Here is a 19714-nt window from a genome sequence, read left to right as displayed (position 1 = left end):
TAATATTATGGTGGTACTTTGACAGCACAATTAGCAACAAAGCGATATATTCAGAGCCTCCCAAAGTATTTAACACTTTGTGAGCATAACTATGTGCGACTATTAAAGTTGTTACCGAGCGAGCGTAATATAGGAAGCATTCGTGAAGTTAAACTTGGCAACAGTGAGTTTGCTACAAAAATTGATGGCAGCGCAAAATACACCATGGATATTTCAATTAAGCAGCTAACAGGAATGGTTAAAGGGATTACGCCGCTGTATTTAACGGTGCGTTTGTATCACGATGCCAAAGTGGCTGAAATTGTTCATCACGATTATCATCAACGCATAAAACCATCTTATGGATACCCTAACCCTAAAATGCATCAAAAAGATGAAAAGTATCAACTGAATGCTTTTTTATACGACTGGTTAGTGGCCTGTGTAGAGCACGGACAAGCGACGTTAAATTGGGATGTAAATAATGGCTTGGTTTGATGATACATATACATTTGATAAATCATCTTTGTGCATTGCTCATATTACCGACAGCCATTTATTCGCAGACAAAAGCGGTGAGTACTTTAATGTAAATACCGCAGATCATTTTGAACAAGCCTTGGCACACATAGCTAAGCAATCAATAGACTGCATTATTTTTGGTGGCGACTTAACACAAGACCATAGTTTCGAATCGTATTTATTATTTAGTGAACTTATAAATGCCAGTGACATTACTAGTCCTGTATTTTGGGTGCCAGGTAATCATGATGAACTAGCAATGCTTAATCGCATAAGTGGTGGGCAAATAAATTCGGCTAAACATATTATTGCTAATGGGATTGAGCTACTTCTTATTAATTCTAAAGGGCCCACGCCCGCAGGATGGGTTACTGGCACGCATTTAGATGAAGTAACGGACGCTTTAGTCAACTCGAATAATAGTAAAGTTATATTTTGTCATCATAATCCGCTGCCAATAAACGGCTACCTTGATAAACACTTATTAGAAAATGGCCCACAGCTTTTAAATATTTTAGTTAATAGTAATAATGTATCTGCGCTTTTTCATGGGCATGTGCACAATGATTACGAACAAAGTTTTAGAGGCTTGCCCATATATGCAAGTCCTGCCAGCTCAATACAATTTGTAAAGCACACTTCACAGTGGGAGCAAAAAAATGCGGGACCAGCTTACAGAATGCTAAATATAAAGAGTAAAAAAGATAAAGTAGAAGTAAAAACGGAAGTAGTATGGCTAAACGCGTAATTTATATTCATGGCTTTAATAGTTCACAAAAATCATATAAAGCTGTGCGCTTTGGTGAGCTTATGGCAAACTATGACGTTGATTATTGTGTACCGAACTTAAACCACGAGCCCCTACAAGCTATAATTGAGCTTGAACAATTACTAACGCCAAATACCGTTTTATTAGGTAGCTCGTTAGGTGGTTTTTTTGCCACGTATTTATCGCAGCGTTATCAAATTCCTGCAGTGGTTATTAATCCCGCGGTCGCACCCTATAATTTATTACAGTCGTTACTTGGACCTAATTATAATCCGTATCAAGATTATCATTACGATTTAAATAACAGTCATATTGAGGCACTTAAATTACTCGCTGTAGATAAATTAGCATACCCTGAGTTACTGTACTTATTACAGCAAACAGGCGATGAAGTGTTGAACTTTCAACACGCAGTAAAATATTATTCGCAATGCAAGCAATTGATAGAATTTGGTGGCGATCATAGCTACGTTGAATTTGAACGCACCTTTGCAAGTATTGTAGATTTTCTTAAAATCACGTAAAACTAGTTAGCCTGAACTGAGGTTAGTTACTATATTAACGCTTTAGCGCATATAACAATAAAACTAGTAAAACGTATTAGAGCCTTAGCGGATATAAAGACAAAAACTATGAGTGATCAAAATTATAACGCCGAAGCCATTGAAGTACTTAATGGATTAGATCCGGTAAAACGACGCCCAGGGATGTACACAGATACAACACGTCCCAATCATTTAGGCCAAGAGGTTATCGATAACAGTGTCGATGAAGCTATGGCTGGTCATGCTACTCGTATCGACGTAATACTCCACGAAGACAATTCGCTTGAAGTAAGTGATGACGGGCGTGGTATGCCTATTGATATTCACCCAGAAGAAGGTATCCCTGGGGTTGAATTGATCTTCACCAAATTACACGCCGGTGGTAAGTTTTCTAATAAAAACTATCAATTTTCGGGTGGTTTGCACGGTGTAGGTATTTCGGTAGTAAATGCGTTATCTACGCGTGTAGAAGTAACAGTAAGACGCGATGCTCAGCAATTTAGAATGGCATTTGAAAGCGGCGATAAAGTAGAAGACTTAAACGTAATTGGTACAGTTGGTAAGCGTAACACCGGTACTACGGTTCGTTTTTGGGCTGATGTTAGCTACTTTGATTCACCAAACTACTCAATTACCAAGCTTAATCATTTATTAAAAGCCAAAGCAGTTTTGTGCCCAGGGCTACGTATTAAGTTTGTTAATAAGCAAACAAAAGAAACCCAAGAATGGTTTTACGAAACAGGCTTGAAAGATTATTTAGTTGAAGCAATTAAAGGTTTTGAAACATTACCGCAAGACCCATTTGTTGGCGAATTTAAAAGCTCAATTGAAGGCGCTGACTGGGCTGTTGTATGGCTACCAGAAGGTGGTGAATCAATAGCTGAAAGCTACGTAAACCTTATACCTACCGCGCAAGGTGGTACGCATGTAAATGGTTTACGCCAAGGCTTGCTTGAAGCAATGCGTGAATTTTGTGAGTTTAGAAACTTACTCCCTCGTGGTGTGAAATTAACTCCTGATGATATTTGGGATCGTTGTAGTTACGTGTTGTCGGTAAAAATGCAAGACCCTCAATTTGCCGGTCAAACAAAAGAAAAACTATCATCACGCTCGTGTTCTGCGTTTGTATCGGGGGTTGTAAAAGACTCGTTTAGTTTATGGTTGAATGAACATACAGATACCGCTGAGTTATTAGCTGAGTTATGTATTTCAAATGCACAAACTCGCTTGCGTGCAGCTAAAAAAGTAGTGCGTAAACGTGTTACTGCAGGTCCTGCCTTACCGGGTAAACTAACAGATTGTAGCGCTGCTGATAACGACCGTACCGAATTATTTTTAGTGGAAGGTGATTCTGCTGGTGGCTCTGCTAAACAAGCAAGAGACCGTGAGTTTCAGGCTATCATGCCGCTACGTGGTAAAATTTTGAATACCTGGGAAGTTGAGTCAGGTCAAATACTAGCATCACAAGAAGTACACGATATTTCAGTGGCACTGGGTATTGATCCAGAATCAACCGATATGTCGGCATTACGCTACAATAAAATTTGTATATTGGCCGATGCTGACTCGGATGGACTACACATCGCGACGTTATTATGTGCACTGTTTGTTCGCCATTTCCCAGAGTTAGTAAAAACAGGGCATGTGTATGTAGCAATGCCGCCATTATTTAGAATCGATATTGGTAAAGAAGTTTATTACGCACTTGATGAGCAAGAAAAAACCGCTATTTTGGCGCGCATAGAAGCCGAGAAAAAACGCGGAAAAGTAAACGTCCAACGATTCAAAGGTCTGGGTGAAATGAACCCGTTACAACTGCGTGAAACCACGATGGATCCAAATACACGACGTTTAGTGCAGCTTACGCTTGATGAAGAAGTAGAAACCATGGAAATGATGGATATGCTGCTTGCTAAGAAACGATCGCCTGATCGTCGTCAATGGTTAGAAGATCATGGTAACAAGGCACTCGTTTAATTACCTGTGCTTAACACTAGGAGAGGCGAATGAAAAAACTACTAGGAAGTTTGCTGTTACTTGGGCTGACTACCGCTCCTGTAATGGCGAAAAATATACTCGATAAGCTCACAGTCGCGCCGGGATTTGAAATAAGCTTATTTGCAAATGATGTAGAAAATGCACGTCAAATAGCCGTTTCAAAAAAAGGTATTGTGTATGTTGGCTCTCGTAAAGCGGGCAACGTATATGCGCTTATTGATCATAATAGCGATGGCGTAGCAGATAAAAAAATTGTTGTGGCTAAAGGCCTAAACATGCCCTCTGGCATAGCAATTAAAGATGGCGATTTATACGTAGGCGAAGTACATCGTATTATTCGCTTTAAAAATATTGATACCCAATTAAAAGATCCAAAATTTGATGTGGTTTATGACGCATTACCGAGCGAGCGTCATCATGGTTGGAAATTTTTACGTTTTGCACCAACGGGCGAGCTAATCATTCCGGTGGGTGTACCGTGTAATATTTGTGCTGAGGATGAACGTTTTGGTCGTATTTTTGCGCTTAATGTAGAAACAAAACAAATAAAAACAATAGCCAAGGGCGTTAGAAACACCGTCGGTTTTGATTTTCATCCAGCTACTCAAGCTTTATGGTTTAGTGATAACGGTCGCGACATGATGGGCGATGATATTCCGCCTGATGAGTTAAACCGTGCAACGCAAGAAGGTGAGCATTTTGGTTTTCCGTATGTTCATGCCGGTGCAATTATTGACCCTGAGTTTGGGGAAGGTAAAAATATTGCCGATTACACGTCGCCAGCTCTTGCACTTCCAGCGCATGTAGCGCCACTGGGCATTCATTTTTATAACGGTAAGCAATTTCCAGCAAGCTATAAGCAACAATTATTTGTTGCTGAACATGGCTCATGGAACCGTTCTAAAAAGTCAGGTTATAAAGTAGGGCTAGCAACAATTGAAGTAGGTCGCGTAACTAAATATACGCCATTTATTACTGGCTTTATGAAAGACGAAACAACATTTGGACGCCCTGTTGCATTTGCAGAATTAGGTGACGGCAGTCTGTTAGTAAGCGATGATTACGCTAATGTAATCTACCGTGTAAGCTATAAGAAAAACTAGGTAAGCTTTAATGAGTGATACAGATACCTTGCTAATGCAAGGAATTGAGCAACAAACAATGGGGCGTTTTACCGAAGACGCCTATTTAAATTATTCCATGTACGTGATCATGGACCGCGCCTTACCGCATGTAGGTGATGGTTTAAAACCAGTACAGCGTCGTATTATTTATGCGATGAGCGAACTAGGTTTGTCGGCTAACGCTAAGTACAAAAAATCCGCCCGTACAGTGGGTGACGTACTTGGTAAGTACCATCCACACGGCGACAGTGCATGTTACGAAGCGATGGTATTAATGGCGCAGCCGTTTTCTTATCGCTACCCTTTGGTAGATGGACAAGGAAACTGGGGTGCGGCAGATGACCCTAAATCGTTTGCAGCAATGCGTTATACCGAAGCGCGTTTATCTAAGTTTTCAGAAGTACTATTAAAAGAGCTTGGCCAAGGCACCGTTGATTGGACACCAAACTTTGATGGCACAATGGATGAACCTGTAGTATTGCCTTCTCGTTTACCGCATATTTTACTAAACGGTATAACGGGTATTGCTGTAGGTATGGCAACCGATATTCCGCCACATAACGTACGTGAAGTGGCTAGTGCATGTTGTTTATTACTTGATAAACCAAAAACAGAGCTTGAAGAATTACTTGAGCTTGTACATGCACCAGATTACCCAACAGATGCTGAAATAATTACCCCAAAAGCCGATATTCACAAAATATATAAAACCGGTCGAGGGTCTATCAAAATGCGTGCGGTTTATACCGAAGAGCATGGTGATATTGTTATTACAGCGCTGCCGCATCAATGTTCTGGTGGTAAAGTACTTGAGCAAATTGCAGCGCAAATGAACGCTAAAAAATTACCAATGATTGCCGATTTACGTGACGAGTCAGATCACGAAAATCCAACACGCATTGTAATTATTCCGCGCTCAAACCGCATTAAAGCTGAGCCATTAATGGCGCACTTATTTGCAACCACCGATCTTGAAAAAAATTACCGAGTAAACTTAAACATGCTAGGCCTCGATGGCCGCCCGCAAGTTAAAGATTTACGCTGTATTTTAAGTGAGTGGCTAATATTTAGACGCGAAACAGTGCGTCGTCGTTTGCAGTATCGTTTAGATAAAGTATTAGCACGTCTACATATTTTAGAGGGTTTGTTAGCCGCCTTTTTAAATATTGATGAAGTGATTGAAGTCATTCGCAGCGAAGATAAACCAAAGCCTGTATTAATGGAGCGCTTTGATTTAACGGATACGCAAGCAGAAGCTATTTTAGAATTAAAACTTCGTCATTTAGCCAAACTTGAAGAGTTTAAAATTCGTGGTGAGCAAGACGAACTGGCCAAAGAGCGTGATAAATTAGCGCAAATATTAGGCTCAGAACGTCGTATGTCGACACTGCTTAAAAAAGAAATTCAAGAAGCCGCTGAAATGTATGGTGACGATCGTCGCTCGCCAGTGATTGAGCGCTCAGAAGCAAAAGCGCTTAACGAAAAAGATTTAATTCCATCAGAGTCGGTTACTGTTGTGCTGTCAGATAAAGGTTGGGCACGTGTTGGTAAAGGCCACGACTTAGATGTACAAGGCTTAAATTATCGCTCGGGTGACGGCTTTAGAGCCTCGGCTCGTGGTAAGAGTAATCAACCGGCTGTATTTTTAGATTCAGCAGGGCGGGCGTTTGCAACCGATGCGCACAGCCTACCTTCTGCGCGTAGCCAAGGCGAACCAATGACAGGTCGCTTTAACTTAACACCAGGCGCTAATTTTGAGCACGTGGTAATGAGTGAAGACGAGCAAGTATTGCTTATGGCATCGGACGCAGGTTACGGCTTTATTACTGACTTTAAAGATTTAGTTAGTAAAAATAAAAATGGTAAAGCGCTGGTAAGCGTCCCTAAAGGTGGAGTATTACTTTCTCCTATTAGAGTGAACAATGTTGCTAGCGATTACTGCATGGCTATTTCTAACGAAGGTCGAATGCTTTTATTCCCGCTGCGAGACTTACCAAAATTAGGTAAGGGTAAAGGTAATAAAATCATTTCTATACCAGGGGCTAAAGTACAAGCTCGCGAAGAGTTTGTAAAAGTGCTTGCTGTTGTGCCACTAGGAAGCAGTGTTACGCTTCACGCTGGTAAGCGTAAACTAACGCTTAAACCAAGCGACTTAGAGCATTATCATGGTGAGCGAGGGCGTAGGGGTAATAAACTACCGCGAGGCCTGCAACGTGTTGACGAAGCTGTTGTAGAACTAACCCCTCAAGATGATGAACCGATTGAAGTCATTAGCGAAGAATAAGCATTAGTTACCGCGCTTATAAATAAAAACGGTCTGCATTTGCAGGCCGTTTTTGTTTTAAAATAAAGAGCTTAAATATTTCAGCGTACACTTGTGCGCTATAGACTCGTTTGTGTCACAAAATAACGCTATAATAATCATAATTGATTTTTGGAGAAACCCATTTGCTAGCTGTTATACGCGTTTTTATTATGCTGCTGTTTATATTATTCAGTTGTTTTTTTGGTTTATTATTGTCGATAGTAAGACCATTTCATCCTAATAATGTACATATTATATCGGGTTGGTTTGGCTCAATGGCTAAAATGGTTGGCGTTAAGCTAGCTCTAACACGTCATAAAGATGCCGTTGATCCAGGTCCTGCAGTTTATGTTGCTAATCATCAAAATAGCTACGACTTATTTACAGTGCCAGCAATGGTGCCAAAAAACTGCGTAAGTTTGGGTAAAAAGAGCTTAAAGTGGATCCCATTTTTCGGTCAGCTTTATTGGTTGTCGGGTAATATATTAATAGACAGATCGAATCGCTCTAAAGCGGCAGGAACTATCTCAAAAGCAGCCGAAAAAATTAAAAATAATGGCTTATCTGTATGGATGTTTCCAGAAGGCACACGAAGCTATGGAAGAGGGTTGCTACCATTTAAAACAGGTGCATTTCACACCGCAATGAGCGCAGATGTACCCATAATTCCGGTATGTATGAATACAACACATAAAACCATTAAGCTAAATCGTTGGGATAATGGTACAATTCACATCGAAATGTTAGCGCCTATACCGCTTGATAAAGAAATTAGCGCGCGTGAGCATGCTAAAAGCGTGCATAGCATTATGGCTGCTAAAATAACTGAATTAGATGCTCAAGTGAGAGAAAAATAATGGAAAACTGGCGTGAAATAAGTGAAGACATCGTAAGTTCACTACTTGAAGATGGGTCAGACCCTGAAATACTTTATGAAGTAGAGCACCACTTTGTGTGTGAAGACTTTCCTAAGTTAGAGCAAGCTGCACTTGCTGCTTTTAAATTGGGTTACGATGTTGAAGAACCAGCAGAGCTTGAGCTTGAAGACGGTAACAAAATTTGGAGCTTTGACATTGTAGTTGAAGCTGAGCTAGACGTAGACGTTATTATGGAAGACGTTGATAAGCTAGCACAACTAGCTGTTGAGTGCGAAGTTGAGTACGACGGTTGGGGTACTTACTTTCAAGAGTAACGTAACTAACGAGTGTTTAGATTAACTAATTTAAAAGCGAGTGTTGTAAAAACACTCGCTTTTTTGTGCCTATAATTAGGTCATGTTTGTTTTTCGAGGTTAAATAAATATGCTGCTGAAAATTCAACCATCAAAGATCAACACGCCCTAGCTAGAGAGTAATAAGCCTAAATGTTTTAGTGTTTTAATATGCTAGTAAATCTTCTAATTAAATCTCCAAATTAAAGCTCCGGTTAATTATTTATTCGTACTAAATCTATTTTCAAACTAAGCTATATTAACGCTTTATTGGTATGACCAGTTTTACTCAGTTACAATTTTATTAAAAATAATTTTAGTTTATTCATAATGCATTAAGCTGTTCATGGAAAGCTGGTAATAGAGGTTTTTGTTTGAAGTACTACTATTTTATGAAATTTACCAATAATTGCATTCTATAATTTTAAATGATTGGATTTTTAGTTTGTTGTTTTTTAAGCGTTTAAGTTTGTTTGTATTGTGTTTTTTAGAATGTTTTGCTGCTCATACGGTAACAATTAACTTGTTGACATATTGGCAACAAAAAATATAGCCTTGCTTTACCAGTTTGGTAAATGTTTTGGTAATACCAACTTGAATTGCTTAATTTATTTTTGCTATTACCAATTTTTTGAATCGAAAGTCTGTTTATACAATGCGTTTAAGTTTGGTATTTACTACCAAGTTAAGTTGTTAGGTTATTTATATACAGATTTAAAGGAATAAAAATAATGGTTAAATACAAAAAGTTACTTATTTGCTCTGCAATTGCTGCGAGCACTTCTTTTGCGCATGCTGCCACGATTGATAACTCGGGTTTTGAAGATGGTTGGAGCGATTGGAATGAAACAGAGCCAGCAGCGCTATCTTCAGATGCATACAAAGGCTCAAAGTCACTGAAAATACAAGGTAGCCCAGGGCGTGTTTACCAGAATGTAGATGTAGATCGCAATACTCAGTACACGTTAAGTGCGTACGTACTTGGCAAGGGACAAATCGGCATTAACGATCTTAATGGTTTGTTTAAAAGTGAGAAATTTAACGTTTCTTCGTGGACAAAAGTATCTAAAACTTTCACCACAGCAAATACAGGTTCGCTACAAGTATTTGCTAAGCATGATAAGAGCTCAAGCGATGTTCGTTTTGATGACTTTTCGTTAACTAAGGGTAGTTCTTCTGGCGGCGGAGACACAGGTGGTGGTGATACTGGCGGTGGCGACACTGGTGGTGGCTCAGGTATAGCAAGCAACATCACCAACGGTAGTATTTTTGACCTTGAAGGTAACGATCCTCATCCATTAGTAAATAGCGACACTTTAGAGTTTGTTCCTCTAGAAGCGCGTCATATCACTCCAAATGGGAATGGCTGGCGTCATGAATATAAAGTAAAAGAAAGTGCACGTGTTGCGATGACCGAAACCTATGAGGTTTTTGAGGCAACTGTAAAAGTTGAAATGTCAGATGGTGGTAAAACGATTATTTCTCAGCACCACGCTAGCGATACGGGTACGATTTCAAAAGTATATGTTTCAGATACTGATGAATCAGGTTTTGATGATAGCGTAGCAGGTAACGGGGTTTTTGACGTTTATGTTCGCCTGCGTAACACCAGTGGTAAAGAAGAAAAACATGCACTAGGTACTATCAGAAGTGGTGGTTCATTCAATCTAAAAGTAGTTAATAATTACGGTGATGTAGATGTGACTGCATTAGGTACTACCTTTGGTATTCCGGTAGAAGATGATTCAGAATCTTACTTTAAGTTTGGTAATTATTTACAATCACAAGACCCATATACACTAGATGAGTGTGGCGAGTCAGGAAACTCAGATTCATTTAAAGAGTGCTTTAAAGATTTAGGAATTACAAAAGCTAAAGTAACAATGACTGACGTTAGTTATACGCGTAAAACTAACTAATTATTTAGTTATTCAGTAGTTTAGAAGGCCACTCAGTTTAAAGCTGAGTGGCTTTTTTAATGCTTTTTTAATGTATAAACTTAATCTATAACCATTTTTTATTTTTAAAATACACACCAATACCGCCAGTAAGTACAATCAAAAATATAACAAACGCACTAAATGCATAGGGGCTCTCGGTACCCGGAATACCTCCTACGTTTACGCCTAACAGGCCGGTTAAAAAGCCTAAAGGTAAAAATAATGCAGCCACAACCGACATTACATACATACGCTGATTTAATTGCTCAGACACTTGGTTAGTGATTGTTTGTTGAATGATTTGCGCACGTTCAATAGAGCTATCAAGCTCCTCTAAATAACGAATAAGTAAGTTAGTTGTTTCGTTTAATTTTGCTTTATCGTCATCTAACAGCCACGGGTAGTGATTATTTATCATTGAGCTAAGGGCTTCTTTTTGCGGTTTTAAATAACGCTTTAAGGCAATTGTTTGACGGCGCAACTGTGATAAACCTTGGTTATCAAACTTTTTACTTGGTTCATCTATTTCTTCTTCAAACTCATCGAGTGTTTCATCTAGTGAGTCAATAACGCTTTGCATGCGAGAAGTTAGTTTTTGTGTAATAGAGCATACTAGCTCAGAAATATTGCATGGGCCTTTATTTTCATTTAAACAGGTGAGCGTATCCTGCACCGATAATAAACGACGCTTGCGGGTAGTAATAAGAATGTCTTCGCTAATAAATAAACGAATTGAAACCATGTCTTCAGGGCTTTGTGCTGGATTTAAATTTACACCACGTAAAAATAACATATGTCCGTTAGTCGTTGATGTAATACGCGGGCGTGTTTCATCAGCAATTAAGGACTCTAATTCGTAGTCGTTTAAATGAGGTTGTGCCTTGAGCCACTCAACAGCCTCGCTTTGGCTATAGTCCATGTGCACCCAAAGTTTTCCGTGGCTTGGTTGCCAGCTATTTAGCTCATTAGTGCTTTCAATAGGGCGAGCGCCGCCTTGTCCATCAAGTACAAGTGCATGTAGTAAACCATTAATCATAATTATTTCTCATAATAGTGTATTTTTAATACCGTTAACTATAGTGTATCTACTTAACTATTTTAAACTTACCTTTATTTTTAATAAGTTAAGCTTAAATAGCAAAATATATGCAGAGCCTTTGGGCTGAGTAAAGTGGCATAAAGTACTATTCAGCAAGGCGTGCATTGTGTGACCAGTTGTTTAAAAAGATCAATTTAATTTACTAATCGACTAGATAAATTTATTTCGTTGGTGTTTTTTTACCTGTAGCGTATAAGTCACTTTTTTATTAAGGGCACATTTATGACAGCAAAGATCACAGTTGGTTGGCGTGAGTGGTTAAGTTTACCTGGGCTTGGTATTAACGAGATAAAAGCAAAAATTGATACTGGCGCTCGCACTTCATGTATTCATGCAATTAACATTGAAGAATACGAAGTTGACTCAGAAAAATGGGTTAAATTTACGGCCCAGCCGCTGCAAGATGATGAGCAAACGCAAGTCACTTGCAATGCAAAAGTTAAAAAAATGAAGTACGTAACCAGCTCAAGTGGGCAAAAAGAGTTACGTTACTTTATAGAAACTACATTGCATGCAGGCGAGCATAGCTGGCCTATCGAGCTTACTTTAACAAGCCGTGCAACAATGAAGTTTAGAATGTTATTAGGGCGTACAGCCATGGAAAATCGTATAGTCGTTGACCCGGCTTTATCTCAACTATTAGGTCGTAAGGTTTAACTATGAAAATCGGTATTTTATCTCGCAACAGAAAATTATATTCAACGCGTCGCTTAATTGAGGCGGCAGAGGCACGCGGTCACGAAGTTAAAGTGATTGATGCATTGCGCTGTTATATGAATATCAACTCTGAGCAACCAGAAATTCACTATCGCGGTGAAAACTTAAAAGAATTTGACGCAATCGTCCCGCGTATTGGTGCATCGGTTACATTTTATGGCTGTTCGGTACTTCGTCAGTTTGAAATGATGGGTGTTTACCCTGTAAACGAATCAGTCGCTATTTCTCGTTCGCGCGATAAATTACGCTCACTTCAGTTACTTTCGCGCAAAGGCGTTGGTATGCCAGTAACAGGTTTTGCTAGCAAACCAGATGATGTAAAAGACTTACTAGAAATGGTAGGCGGTGCACCTGTTGTAATTAAATTACTTGAAGGCACACAAGGCATTGGTGTTGTACTTGCTGAAACACGCAAAGCGGCTGAAAGTGTTATTGAAGCATTTATGGGCTTAAAAGCTAATATTATGGTTCAGGAATACATTAAAGAAGCGGGTGGTGCGGATATACGTTGTTTCGTATTAGGCGATAAAGTAATAGCAGCTATGAAGCGCCAAGCACAAGAAGGTGAGTTCCGTTCTAACCTTCACCGTGGCGGTAGTGCTACATTAGTTCGTATTACTCCAGAAGAACGTAAAACGGCAGTAGCGGCGGCTAAATCAATGGGCTTGAACGTAGCGGGAGTTGATTTACTTCGCTCATCTCGTGGACCACTTGTGATGGAAGTAAACTCATCACCAGGTTTAGAGGGCATTGAAATAGCAACAGGTAAAGACATTGCAGGCATGGTGATTGATTTCATCGAAAAAAATGCTTCAAGTAAAGGAACAGCAACACGTGGCAAAGGTTAAAATTAACCGTCCTTTTTCCTTATTAGGAGAGAGTGTAGGCGTAGGCGAGCGTAAAACACTTGCCTTAGAGGCAGCTAAACTTTATACCCATTCACCACTTAATATTCCTATTGAAGTGGTTAACGGTGTAATGGAAGGTCCTGTGCTTATGGTGTGTGCGGCTATTCATGGTGATGAGCTAAATGGCGTAGAAGTTGTGCGTCAGTTAATTGCTAAAATAGACCCAAGCCAACTGCGCGGCACAATAATCGCTGTGCCTATTGTGAATGTGTTTGGCTTTATTCATAAATCGCGTTACTTACCAGACCGACGCGATATGAATCGTAGCTTTCCAGGTTCTGAGCGTGGCTCACTTGCTGGGCGTATGGCTTATATGTTTTTTAATCAAGTGGCAATACATTGTACCCACATTATTGATTTACATACTGGCGCTATTCATCGAACTAACTTACCGCAAATTCGCGCTAACTTAGCTGATGAAGCAACCGCTGAAATGGCTAAAGCATTCGGCACGCCAGCAGTTATAGATGCATCATTGCGTAATGGCTCATTACGAAGTGAAGCTGCAAACCTAGGTATACCGGTTATAACCTATGAAGCTGGTGAAGCACTGCGTTTTGATCCAATCGCCATTGCGGCAGGTGTGCAGGGTGTTGATTATGTTATGCGTCATTTAAAAATGATCCGTGGCAAGCGTCCTAAAAAGTTACCAGATCCTATTATTGCAGGTTCAACTAGTTGGATACGTGCCGAAGTTGATGGCATTGTGCGTGCACAAGTATCACTGGGTGAGCATGTAACTAAAGGGCAAGTACTTGCTTATATTAGTAGCCCACTAGGTGACTCTGAGCTTGAGCTTTTAGCGCCTAAAGGCGGTATTGTTATTGGTCAGCAAACTATGCCATTGGTAAATGAAGGTGATGCGGTATTCCACCTTGCTTACTTTGCAAATGACAATAGTTTAGTAGAGCAGCAACTAGAGAACTTTATTGACGAGATAAACGATTTAGATGACGAGCTTAAAACAGCTGAGCTAAATAACTAATAGTTCACCTTAATTTTGGTTAGTTAAAGCATTAAAAAGCCGCAGAAGTTAATTACTTACTGCGGCTTTTTTGTGACTAGTACTTTTTTAACTATGTTTTTTAGGGCCAATAATACGCTTTATAACGGGAGCTTTTGTTGGCTTTGGTTCTTTATTTAAAACCATGACAGGGCGTGTCACAAATAAATTATTAGGGTAAATTACACGGTGCCCATCAATATGCTCAAGTACTACATTCATTAAGCCCATTTCAACAATGCGCCCTTCAACATGATTTGCACCATCAATAATTCGTACCCAATAGCCAACACGGCAATCGTTTTGAATAAACATTAGTAAAAATGCGGTTAGGTTACTCAGTAATGACCAAGCGGCAAAAAGCGCTACGCCTAACATAGCGAATAAAGAGGAGCCTAAAACCAATAAGCCACGAAGCTCTATACCCCAAAATACTAAAACTAAACACAGCACGACAAAGGCGAGTATAATTTTTAGTAAGAGCTCTGCACGGTATTTTCGGTGTAAATCAACTTTCCCCTTAATTGCTTTTTCGAGTAATTTTTTGGTTATTTTTAATAGCAGAGGGAAAACCAAAATAGCGATTATAGTTACAATTAACTTATATTGTGATGCAAACAATTCTAAAACTTCTATTATTTCCACATTAGGCCCTGAACTTTTATACCAATTTAATTTAATTCAATTGGTATTAGTTTAACGCGTTTGTATTATTTAAAAAGTGTTTTTAACGCTTACTAACCACTGTACTGAGTCTACGTCATCGTAGCTATCAACTGGGGCTGCAATATCAATGTGAATCATGGTTCCTGAGTTTGCACGACTCGGTGCTAAACGAAGACCCACGCCTATATTTTTTAATACATGTGCGTTTTCACCATTATCTTTATCGTTAAACCATGCTCTGCCCACATCTACAAAAGCTGCGCCACCCACTTTAAATAGTTGTAGTAAATCGTACTCCCAGTAATAGCGCTTTTCTAGATTAACTAAAAAGCTGCGGTCGCCATGTTGATAATCCATAGGGTAACCACGCAGGCCTGTTTCGCCGCCTAAAGTAAGCTGTTGATCAGCAGTAAGGTTTTTTGCGTATTGCACCCGGGCTTTAACATACCAAGATTGGTCTTCACTGGTATTTAAATAATATTGTACTTGGCTGGTGGCCATAAAGTTTTCGAGTTTTTTCTGTTCTTTATTCCAATAGCCATCAATATCAGCACTAAAACGCCATAAGGTATTATCGTTAGTAAAGTGGGCTTTTTTAAAGTTAAAAGAATACACCGCGCGGCTGTCGTCATTACTTAATGATTCGTCTGAATAGCCAATTAAGCTTTTAATATTCCAACCTAAGTTTAAATCCTCAGTGCGAGATATACTGTCAAAATTGCGTACTTTTATGTAGTTATCTTCAAACCAATGGCCGCTTATAAAGGGATAACTTAAACTTCTGTCATCGGCAAGTGGTGCAAATGTAGTGTCTATAGCTTCAAAGGTATGCTGCTCGTCGGTATAACCTAAGGTTAAGCGTTGGGTCCAATTATTATTAAGCGCTTTAGAGTGTCCTATAAATGCACGGTTTAAATCAGTAGTTTGATCAAATTCGCTAAACTCTTCGCCGCGTTTATATAGTGACTCTTCGCGCTGCTCAGAATAGCTTAAAATACCGTAACTAAAAGGGGTGTCTATCGCGTAAAATGGATAGGTTAGCTCAAGTAAATGGCGCTTGCCATCGCTGTTATCAGCGTACTCTAAACGGCCGCGGTAGCGAGTAGATAAAATATTAGGATCGTCGTAAACAAATAAATAACCGCTACGATCGCTGTCGGTCGTGCGTGACAACGAAAGGCGCTTCCCCCAACCAAGCAGGTTTGATTCTCTAAAACCTATACTCGATTTATTTTCTCCGCCGCTACGGCTAAAGTTTACTTCAGGTAAAAGTGTCCACAAATCACGGGTAACCACTTCTACATTAACGTCACCGTCGCAGTTTTCGATTGCACTAATTTGTGCATCATATAAGTAGCTTTCTTTACGAAGTAGGCGCTCAGACTCTGCAAGCTTTTTAGCATCGTACTTGTCACCAGGGGAGAATAATAAAAGGTTATTAATGACATCGGGCTCTGTTTGAATATGAGCGCGGTTAGCAAATCGAAATAGTGCGTTGTTCTCCTCTTCAAGCTCAGTATTAAATACATTAAGTTGCTTGAGCTTTATTGAGGCTATTTTAGCGTTACTATTACTGTGCGTGAGGGTTGTTTTGTCTTGAACTTCTCGGCGTAAGTTTTTATTTGTGCTTAAATCTGTCTGTTCTACAAGGCAGTTATCAGTTTTCGTTGAAGATTGTTGTGCGAATGCATTAGGCACATAAAAGCTTAAAACCGTTAAGCTAATACAACATTGTGCTATCCATTTCTTGTTCACCATTAAACCTCTTTACTGCTACGTAGCAAATGACTATCGTAATATCAGCTTACATCATTGTTATTATAATGTAAGTAAAAGGTATGGATTTTGAAACTAATTAATTGTTACTCATATTCACTTATGTTAATAACCAACCTGGTTTAGAACCGCCTGTGGGCGGGATATTAAAAGCTAACTTAAATAAAATGCTAAAGCGGCTAATAAGTGCTCAGCTTCATGGCCTTCGGCATTAATCCAAATACTTTGGCTGTAATGCTCATAGTTTAAATTAAAGGTCTGCTGATTATAGGTAAAGCGAACTTGATGGCGATCGGCGCCTGCAGAATACTCATTGAGTGTTACATCGTCTGAGTGTAAAAAGAGTGTGCTCCACAGTTCAAAGTCTTCATCGTGTGGAGGCTCGACTGGCGTAATTAAAATGTATTTATGGGCGTGGTCATATTCTATTTGGGTCATAACATTCTTAATTTGTAGCTAGGTAATTGCGAATTGCAGTTAAAAACTCGCCGCCGTATTTATTTAACTTAGTAAAACCCACACCCGACACTTTTAAAAATTCGCTGTCGTTTGTTGGCATAAGCTGCGCCATTTCGGCTAGCGTTTTATCATTAAATACCACATAAGGTGGTACATCATCGGCATCAGCAAGTTCTTTACGTAGTGCGCGCAGGCGAGCAAACAGTTTTTTGTCGTAATTAAATTGTGCTAATTTATCTTGATAAACGTGTTTGGCTTGCAGGCGTGGCTCGGCTAATTGCAGTGCGTACTCACCTTTTAAAATTGCACGCGCGGCTTCGGTTAACCTAAGTGACGCACCTTGCGTTATATCTTGGCTAAGTAAGCCTTGATGAATAAGCTGGCGTAAAATACTAAGCCAAAATTCACTGCTTTTATCTTTACCTATGCCGTAAGTGCTTAGCTCATGATGATTGTTATCGCGTATGCGGCTAGTATTTGCACCACGTAGTAATTCAACAATGTACCCAAGACCAAAGCGCTGGTCAGCTCTGTACACACAAGAAAGCGCTTGTTGGGCAACTAATGTACCGTCAAAGCTTTTAGGTGGATTTAGACAAATATCGCAGTTACCACAAGGTTCGCGTTGATATTCACTAAAATAGTTAAGCAATATTTGCCGACGACACGTTTGTGCTTCTGCAAAGCTTGCCATTGCGTTAAAGCGTTGTTCTTCTACACGGCGGCGTTGCTCGTCGTCTATGTCTTCAAAAAAGCGTCTTACACGGCCAATATCAGCTGGGTCAAAATACATTATGGCTTCTGCGGCAAGTCCATCTCGCCCAGCACGCCCTGTTTCTTGATAGTACGACTCTATACTTTTTGGAATATCGTAATGCAGTACAAAACGCACGTTAGGCTTGTTTATACCCATACCAAAAGCAACGGTTGCGACCACTATTTGTATATCGTCACGGGCAAAGCCAGTTTGTACAAATTGTCGTTGCTCGTTACTCATACCTGCATGGTAAGCGGCAGCGTTTAGCCCTGCATCTGCAATTTTTTCAGCAATGTCGTCTACGCGTTTACGGCTGGTGCAATAAATAATACCGCTTTGGCTTTTTTGCTCCTTTAGGTAGCGAAGCAATTGCACCATAGGTTTAAATTTTTCTTCTATAGTGTAGCGAATATTGGGGCGATCAAAGCTGCCAGTATGAATATAAGGCTGTTGTAGTTTTAGTTGCTCAACTATATCAAAACGGGTGGCTTTATCGGCAGTTGCAGTGAGCGCCATCATGGGTACATGTGCAAAACGTTGCTTTAATTCGTTTAAGCGAAAGTAATGAGGCCTAAAATCGTGACCCCAATGCGACACACAATGCGCTTCATCAATGGCAAATAAGCTTACATTTAAATGCGATAAACGCTCTAAAAATTCGCGTTGTAATACTTTTTCAGGTGCCACATATAAAAGCTTAATTTGCCCCTGATGAAGCTGTTGATACACCAATTGCTGCTCTTCTCGCGCTAAGCTGTTATTTACGTAAGCGGCTTTTACCCCAAGTGCTTGAAGTTGACTTACCTGATCTTGCATTAGCGATATGAGCGGAGATATGACAATAGTGACGCCTTCGAGCACTAAAGCGGGTATTTGATAGCAAACCGATTTTCCGCCGCCAGTAGGGAGCAATACAAGCGAGTCTTGGCCGTTAATAGCAGCATCAATAACTGTTTTTTGGCCGTCGCGAAATTCACTGTAGCCAAACACTTGTTTGAGGACAGTTTCGGGTTTACGCACAAGGGTGCTAGAAGGTGGTGTTGATGTATTCATTGGCGGGTATTTTAGTGGTTTTTTAGTGAGATGTCTTTAGCTGAGTTACTTATACCAATCCGCAATACTACTTAATCAATTTGAGGGATCAAATCTGACGCTAGCTGCGTTAAAAATTTCTGATATAGAACAACTAAATAACGAGTTTTTTGCCTTGTTATAGACACTATTTTCTTACCTCCAGATAGATCACTTAATTAAGCTAATTGGTATTAACCTCAACTCTATTGTAAGTAAATTAAACTCTGGTAGTGTTGAAACCGCTTATTAAGATAGATCTGCTTTCTTAAAGTTAGGTTGCTAAGTAAATGATTTAACTAGAGCCTCGTAGTTTTGCTTAAGTTATGCTTTACTCATCGTACCAGTTTAAACATAGAGAATAATAATGAATAAAGAAATGTTAATTGAACAAGTGGGCGCATTATTTGTAAATGGCATGCCGTTTAACCAGTTTTTACAAATATCGGTTGAGTCGTTGAGCCCTGAACAGGCCAAAATTACGTTTCCGTGGCAGGATGTACTCATTGGTAACCCTGCGCAAAAAATACTGCACGGTGGTGTTATTTCAGCCGTACTTGATAATGTAGGCGGTATGCTCGCTGCAGCAAGCGTGATTGATAAGCTCACCGATTTAGATATAGGAAGTGTGCAAACAAAATTAGCCACGCTTGGGACTATCGACTTGCGCACTGACTATTTGCGCCCTGGTAAAGGAGAGAGCTTTACAGCGAGTGCCACACTTATTCGCTCAGGTAATAAAGTGTGTGTTTGTCGAATGGAATTACATAACGAACAGTCTGTTCAAATTGCTTTTGGGACAGGCACGTATTTAGTTGGATAAAACGTGTATGGCAAGTAAACTAGCGGCCTTTTAAATCACTAAG

18 protein-coding genes are annotated in these 19714 nt (G+C 39.7%); 13 read left to right on the top strand and 5 right to left on the bottom strand.

Annotated elements, in window-relative coordinates:
* Positions 1-18 precede the first annotated feature (18 nt).
* The 9 genes from I6F40_RS01675 to I6F40_RS01635 all read left to right on the top strand — a co-directional run bounded on the left by I6F40_RS01675 (position 19) and on the right by I6F40_RS01635 (position 10371).
* Complete coding sequence (locus tag I6F40_RS01675; RefSeq protein WP_024592841.1) at positions 19-477, top strand: DUF1249 domain-containing protein; 459 nt, start codon at positions 19-21, stop codon at positions 475-477.
* A complete protein-coding gene (locus I6F40_RS01670; protein ID WP_166376477.1) occupies positions 464-1249 on the top strand; it encodes a metallophosphoesterase in 786 nt (261 codons plus the stop codon). Before I6F40_RS01675 ends, I6F40_RS01670 begins: the two co-directional genes overlap by 14 nt.
* The gene (locus tag I6F40_RS01665; protein ID WP_007585377.1) at positions 1234-1794 is read left to right on the top strand and encodes a YqiA/YcfP family alpha/beta fold hydrolase; all 561 of its coding nucleotides are present in this window, start codon (positions 1234-1236) and stop codon (positions 1792-1794) included. The genes I6F40_RS01670 and I6F40_RS01665 overlap by 16 nt, the downstream gene beginning before the upstream one ends.
* A gap of 108 nt (positions 1795-1902) precedes the next feature.
* Positions 1903-3792: a DNA topoisomerase IV subunit B gene (gene parE / locus I6F40_RS01660; protein WP_010553287.1), complete on the top strand. Its 1890-nt coding sequence runs from the start codon at positions 1903-1905 to the stop codon at positions 3790-3792.
* Positions 3793-3821: 29 nt separating this feature from the next.
* Positions 3822-4916 (top strand): PQQ-dependent sugar dehydrogenase, encoded by a 1095-nt coding sequence (locus I6F40_RS01655; RefSeq protein WP_121954961.1) that lies wholly within the window; start codon positions 3822-3824, stop codon positions 4914-4916.
* A gap of 10 nt (positions 4917-4926) precedes the next feature.
* Positions 4927-7221, top strand: a complete 2295-nt coding sequence (gene parC, locus I6F40_RS01650) for a DNA topoisomerase IV subunit A (protein ID WP_166376478.1) — start codon at positions 4927-4929, stop codon at positions 7219-7221.
* Positions 7222-7385: 164 nt separating this feature from the next.
* Positions 7386-8099, top strand: a complete 714-nt coding sequence (locus tag I6F40_RS01645; RefSeq protein WP_166376479.1) for a 1-acylglycerol-3-phosphate O-acyltransferase — start codon at positions 7386-7388, stop codon at positions 8097-8099.
* A complete protein-coding gene (gene rraB, locus I6F40_RS01640; RefSeq protein WP_007585369.1) occupies positions 8099-8434 on the top strand; it encodes a ribonuclease E inhibitor RraB in 336 nt (111 codons plus the stop codon). Before I6F40_RS01645 ends, rraB begins: the two co-directional genes overlap by 1 nt.
* Positions 8435-9183: 749 nt before the next feature.
* On the top strand, positions 9184-10371 hold the full coding sequence (locus I6F40_RS01635; protein WP_166376480.1) for a polysaccharide lyase family 7 protein: 1188 nt from the start codon (positions 9184-9186) through the stop codon (positions 10369-10371).
* Between the two features lie 85 nt (positions 10372-10456).
* Here I6F40_RS01635 and I6F40_RS01630 read toward each other — a convergent pair whose 3' ends face one another.
* Positions 10457-11428, bottom strand: coding sequence for a zinc transporter ZntB (locus I6F40_RS01630; protein ID WP_166376481.1), 972 nt, complete (start codon positions 11426-11428; stop codon positions 10457-10459).
* A 285-nt stretch (positions 11429-11713) separates the two neighbouring features.
* Here I6F40_RS01630 and I6F40_RS01625 point away from each other — a divergent pair, with 285 nt between their 5' ends.
* The 3 genes from I6F40_RS01625 to I6F40_RS01615 are packed head-to-tail and all read left to right on the top strand — an operon-like array spanning position 11714 to position 14101.
* The gene (locus I6F40_RS01625) at positions 11714-12148 is read left to right on the top strand and encodes an ATP-dependent zinc protease family protein (RefSeq protein ID WP_007585784.1); all 435 of its coding nucleotides are present in this window, start codon (positions 11714-11716) and stop codon (positions 12146-12148) included.
* 2 nt (positions 12149-12150) lie between these two features.
* Positions 12151-13056, top strand: a complete 906-nt coding sequence (rimK, locus tag I6F40_RS01620; RefSeq protein ID WP_002961977.1) for a 30S ribosomal protein S6--L-glutamate ligase — start codon at positions 12151-12153, stop codon at positions 13054-13056.
* Positions 13043-14101, top strand: a complete 1059-nt coding sequence (locus tag I6F40_RS01615; protein WP_007585786.1) for a succinylglutamate desuccinylase/aspartoacylase family protein — start codon at positions 13043-13045, stop codon at positions 14099-14101. Before rimK ends, I6F40_RS01615 begins: the two co-directional genes overlap by 14 nt.
* An 87-nt stretch (positions 14102-14188) precedes the next feature.
* Here the strand turns inward: I6F40_RS01615 and I6F40_RS01610 are convergent, their stop codons facing one another.
* The 4 genes from I6F40_RS01610 to recQ all read right to left on the bottom strand — a co-directional run bounded on the left by I6F40_RS01610 (position 14189) and on the right by recQ (position 18830).
* Entirely contained in the window at positions 14189-14764 is a 576-nt protein-coding gene (locus I6F40_RS01610) for a mechanosensitive ion channel domain-containing protein (RefSeq protein WP_007583721.1), read from the bottom strand.
* A gap of 69 nt (positions 14765-14833) precedes the next feature.
* A complete protein-coding gene (locus I6F40_RS01605; RefSeq protein WP_024609055.1) occupies positions 14834-16543 on the bottom strand; it encodes a ShlB/FhaC/HecB family hemolysin secretion/activation protein in 1710 nt (569 codons plus the stop codon).
* Between the two features lie 171 nt (positions 16544-16714).
* On the bottom strand, positions 16715-16999 hold the full coding sequence (locus tag I6F40_RS01600) for a DUF3630 family protein (RefSeq protein ID WP_007583724.1): 285 nt from the start codon (positions 16997-16999) through the stop codon (positions 16715-16717).
* Between the two features lie 7 nt (positions 17000-17006).
* Positions 17007-18830: a DNA helicase RecQ gene (gene recQ / locus I6F40_RS01595; RefSeq protein WP_010553279.1), complete on the bottom strand. Its 1824-nt coding sequence runs from the start codon at positions 18828-18830 to the stop codon at positions 17007-17009.
* Between the two features lie 385 nt (positions 18831-19215).
* Between recQ and I6F40_RS01590 the strand changes: the two genes are divergently transcribed.
* Positions 19216-19671, top strand: coding sequence for a thioesterase family protein (locus tag I6F40_RS01590; protein WP_007583728.1), 456 nt, complete (start codon positions 19216-19218; stop codon positions 19669-19671).
* The last annotated feature ends 43 nt before the right edge of the window (positions 19672-19714 follow it).

This window comes from Pseudoalteromonas sp. SWXJ133 (assembly GCF_015864365.1).
Taxonomy (GTDB): Bacteria; Pseudomonadota; Gammaproteobacteria; order Enterobacterales; family Alteromonadaceae; genus Pseudoalteromonas; species Pseudoalteromonas arctica.
Note: the sequence above shows the minus strand (reverse complement) of the source record. Positions and strands in the feature narration are given on the sequence as shown.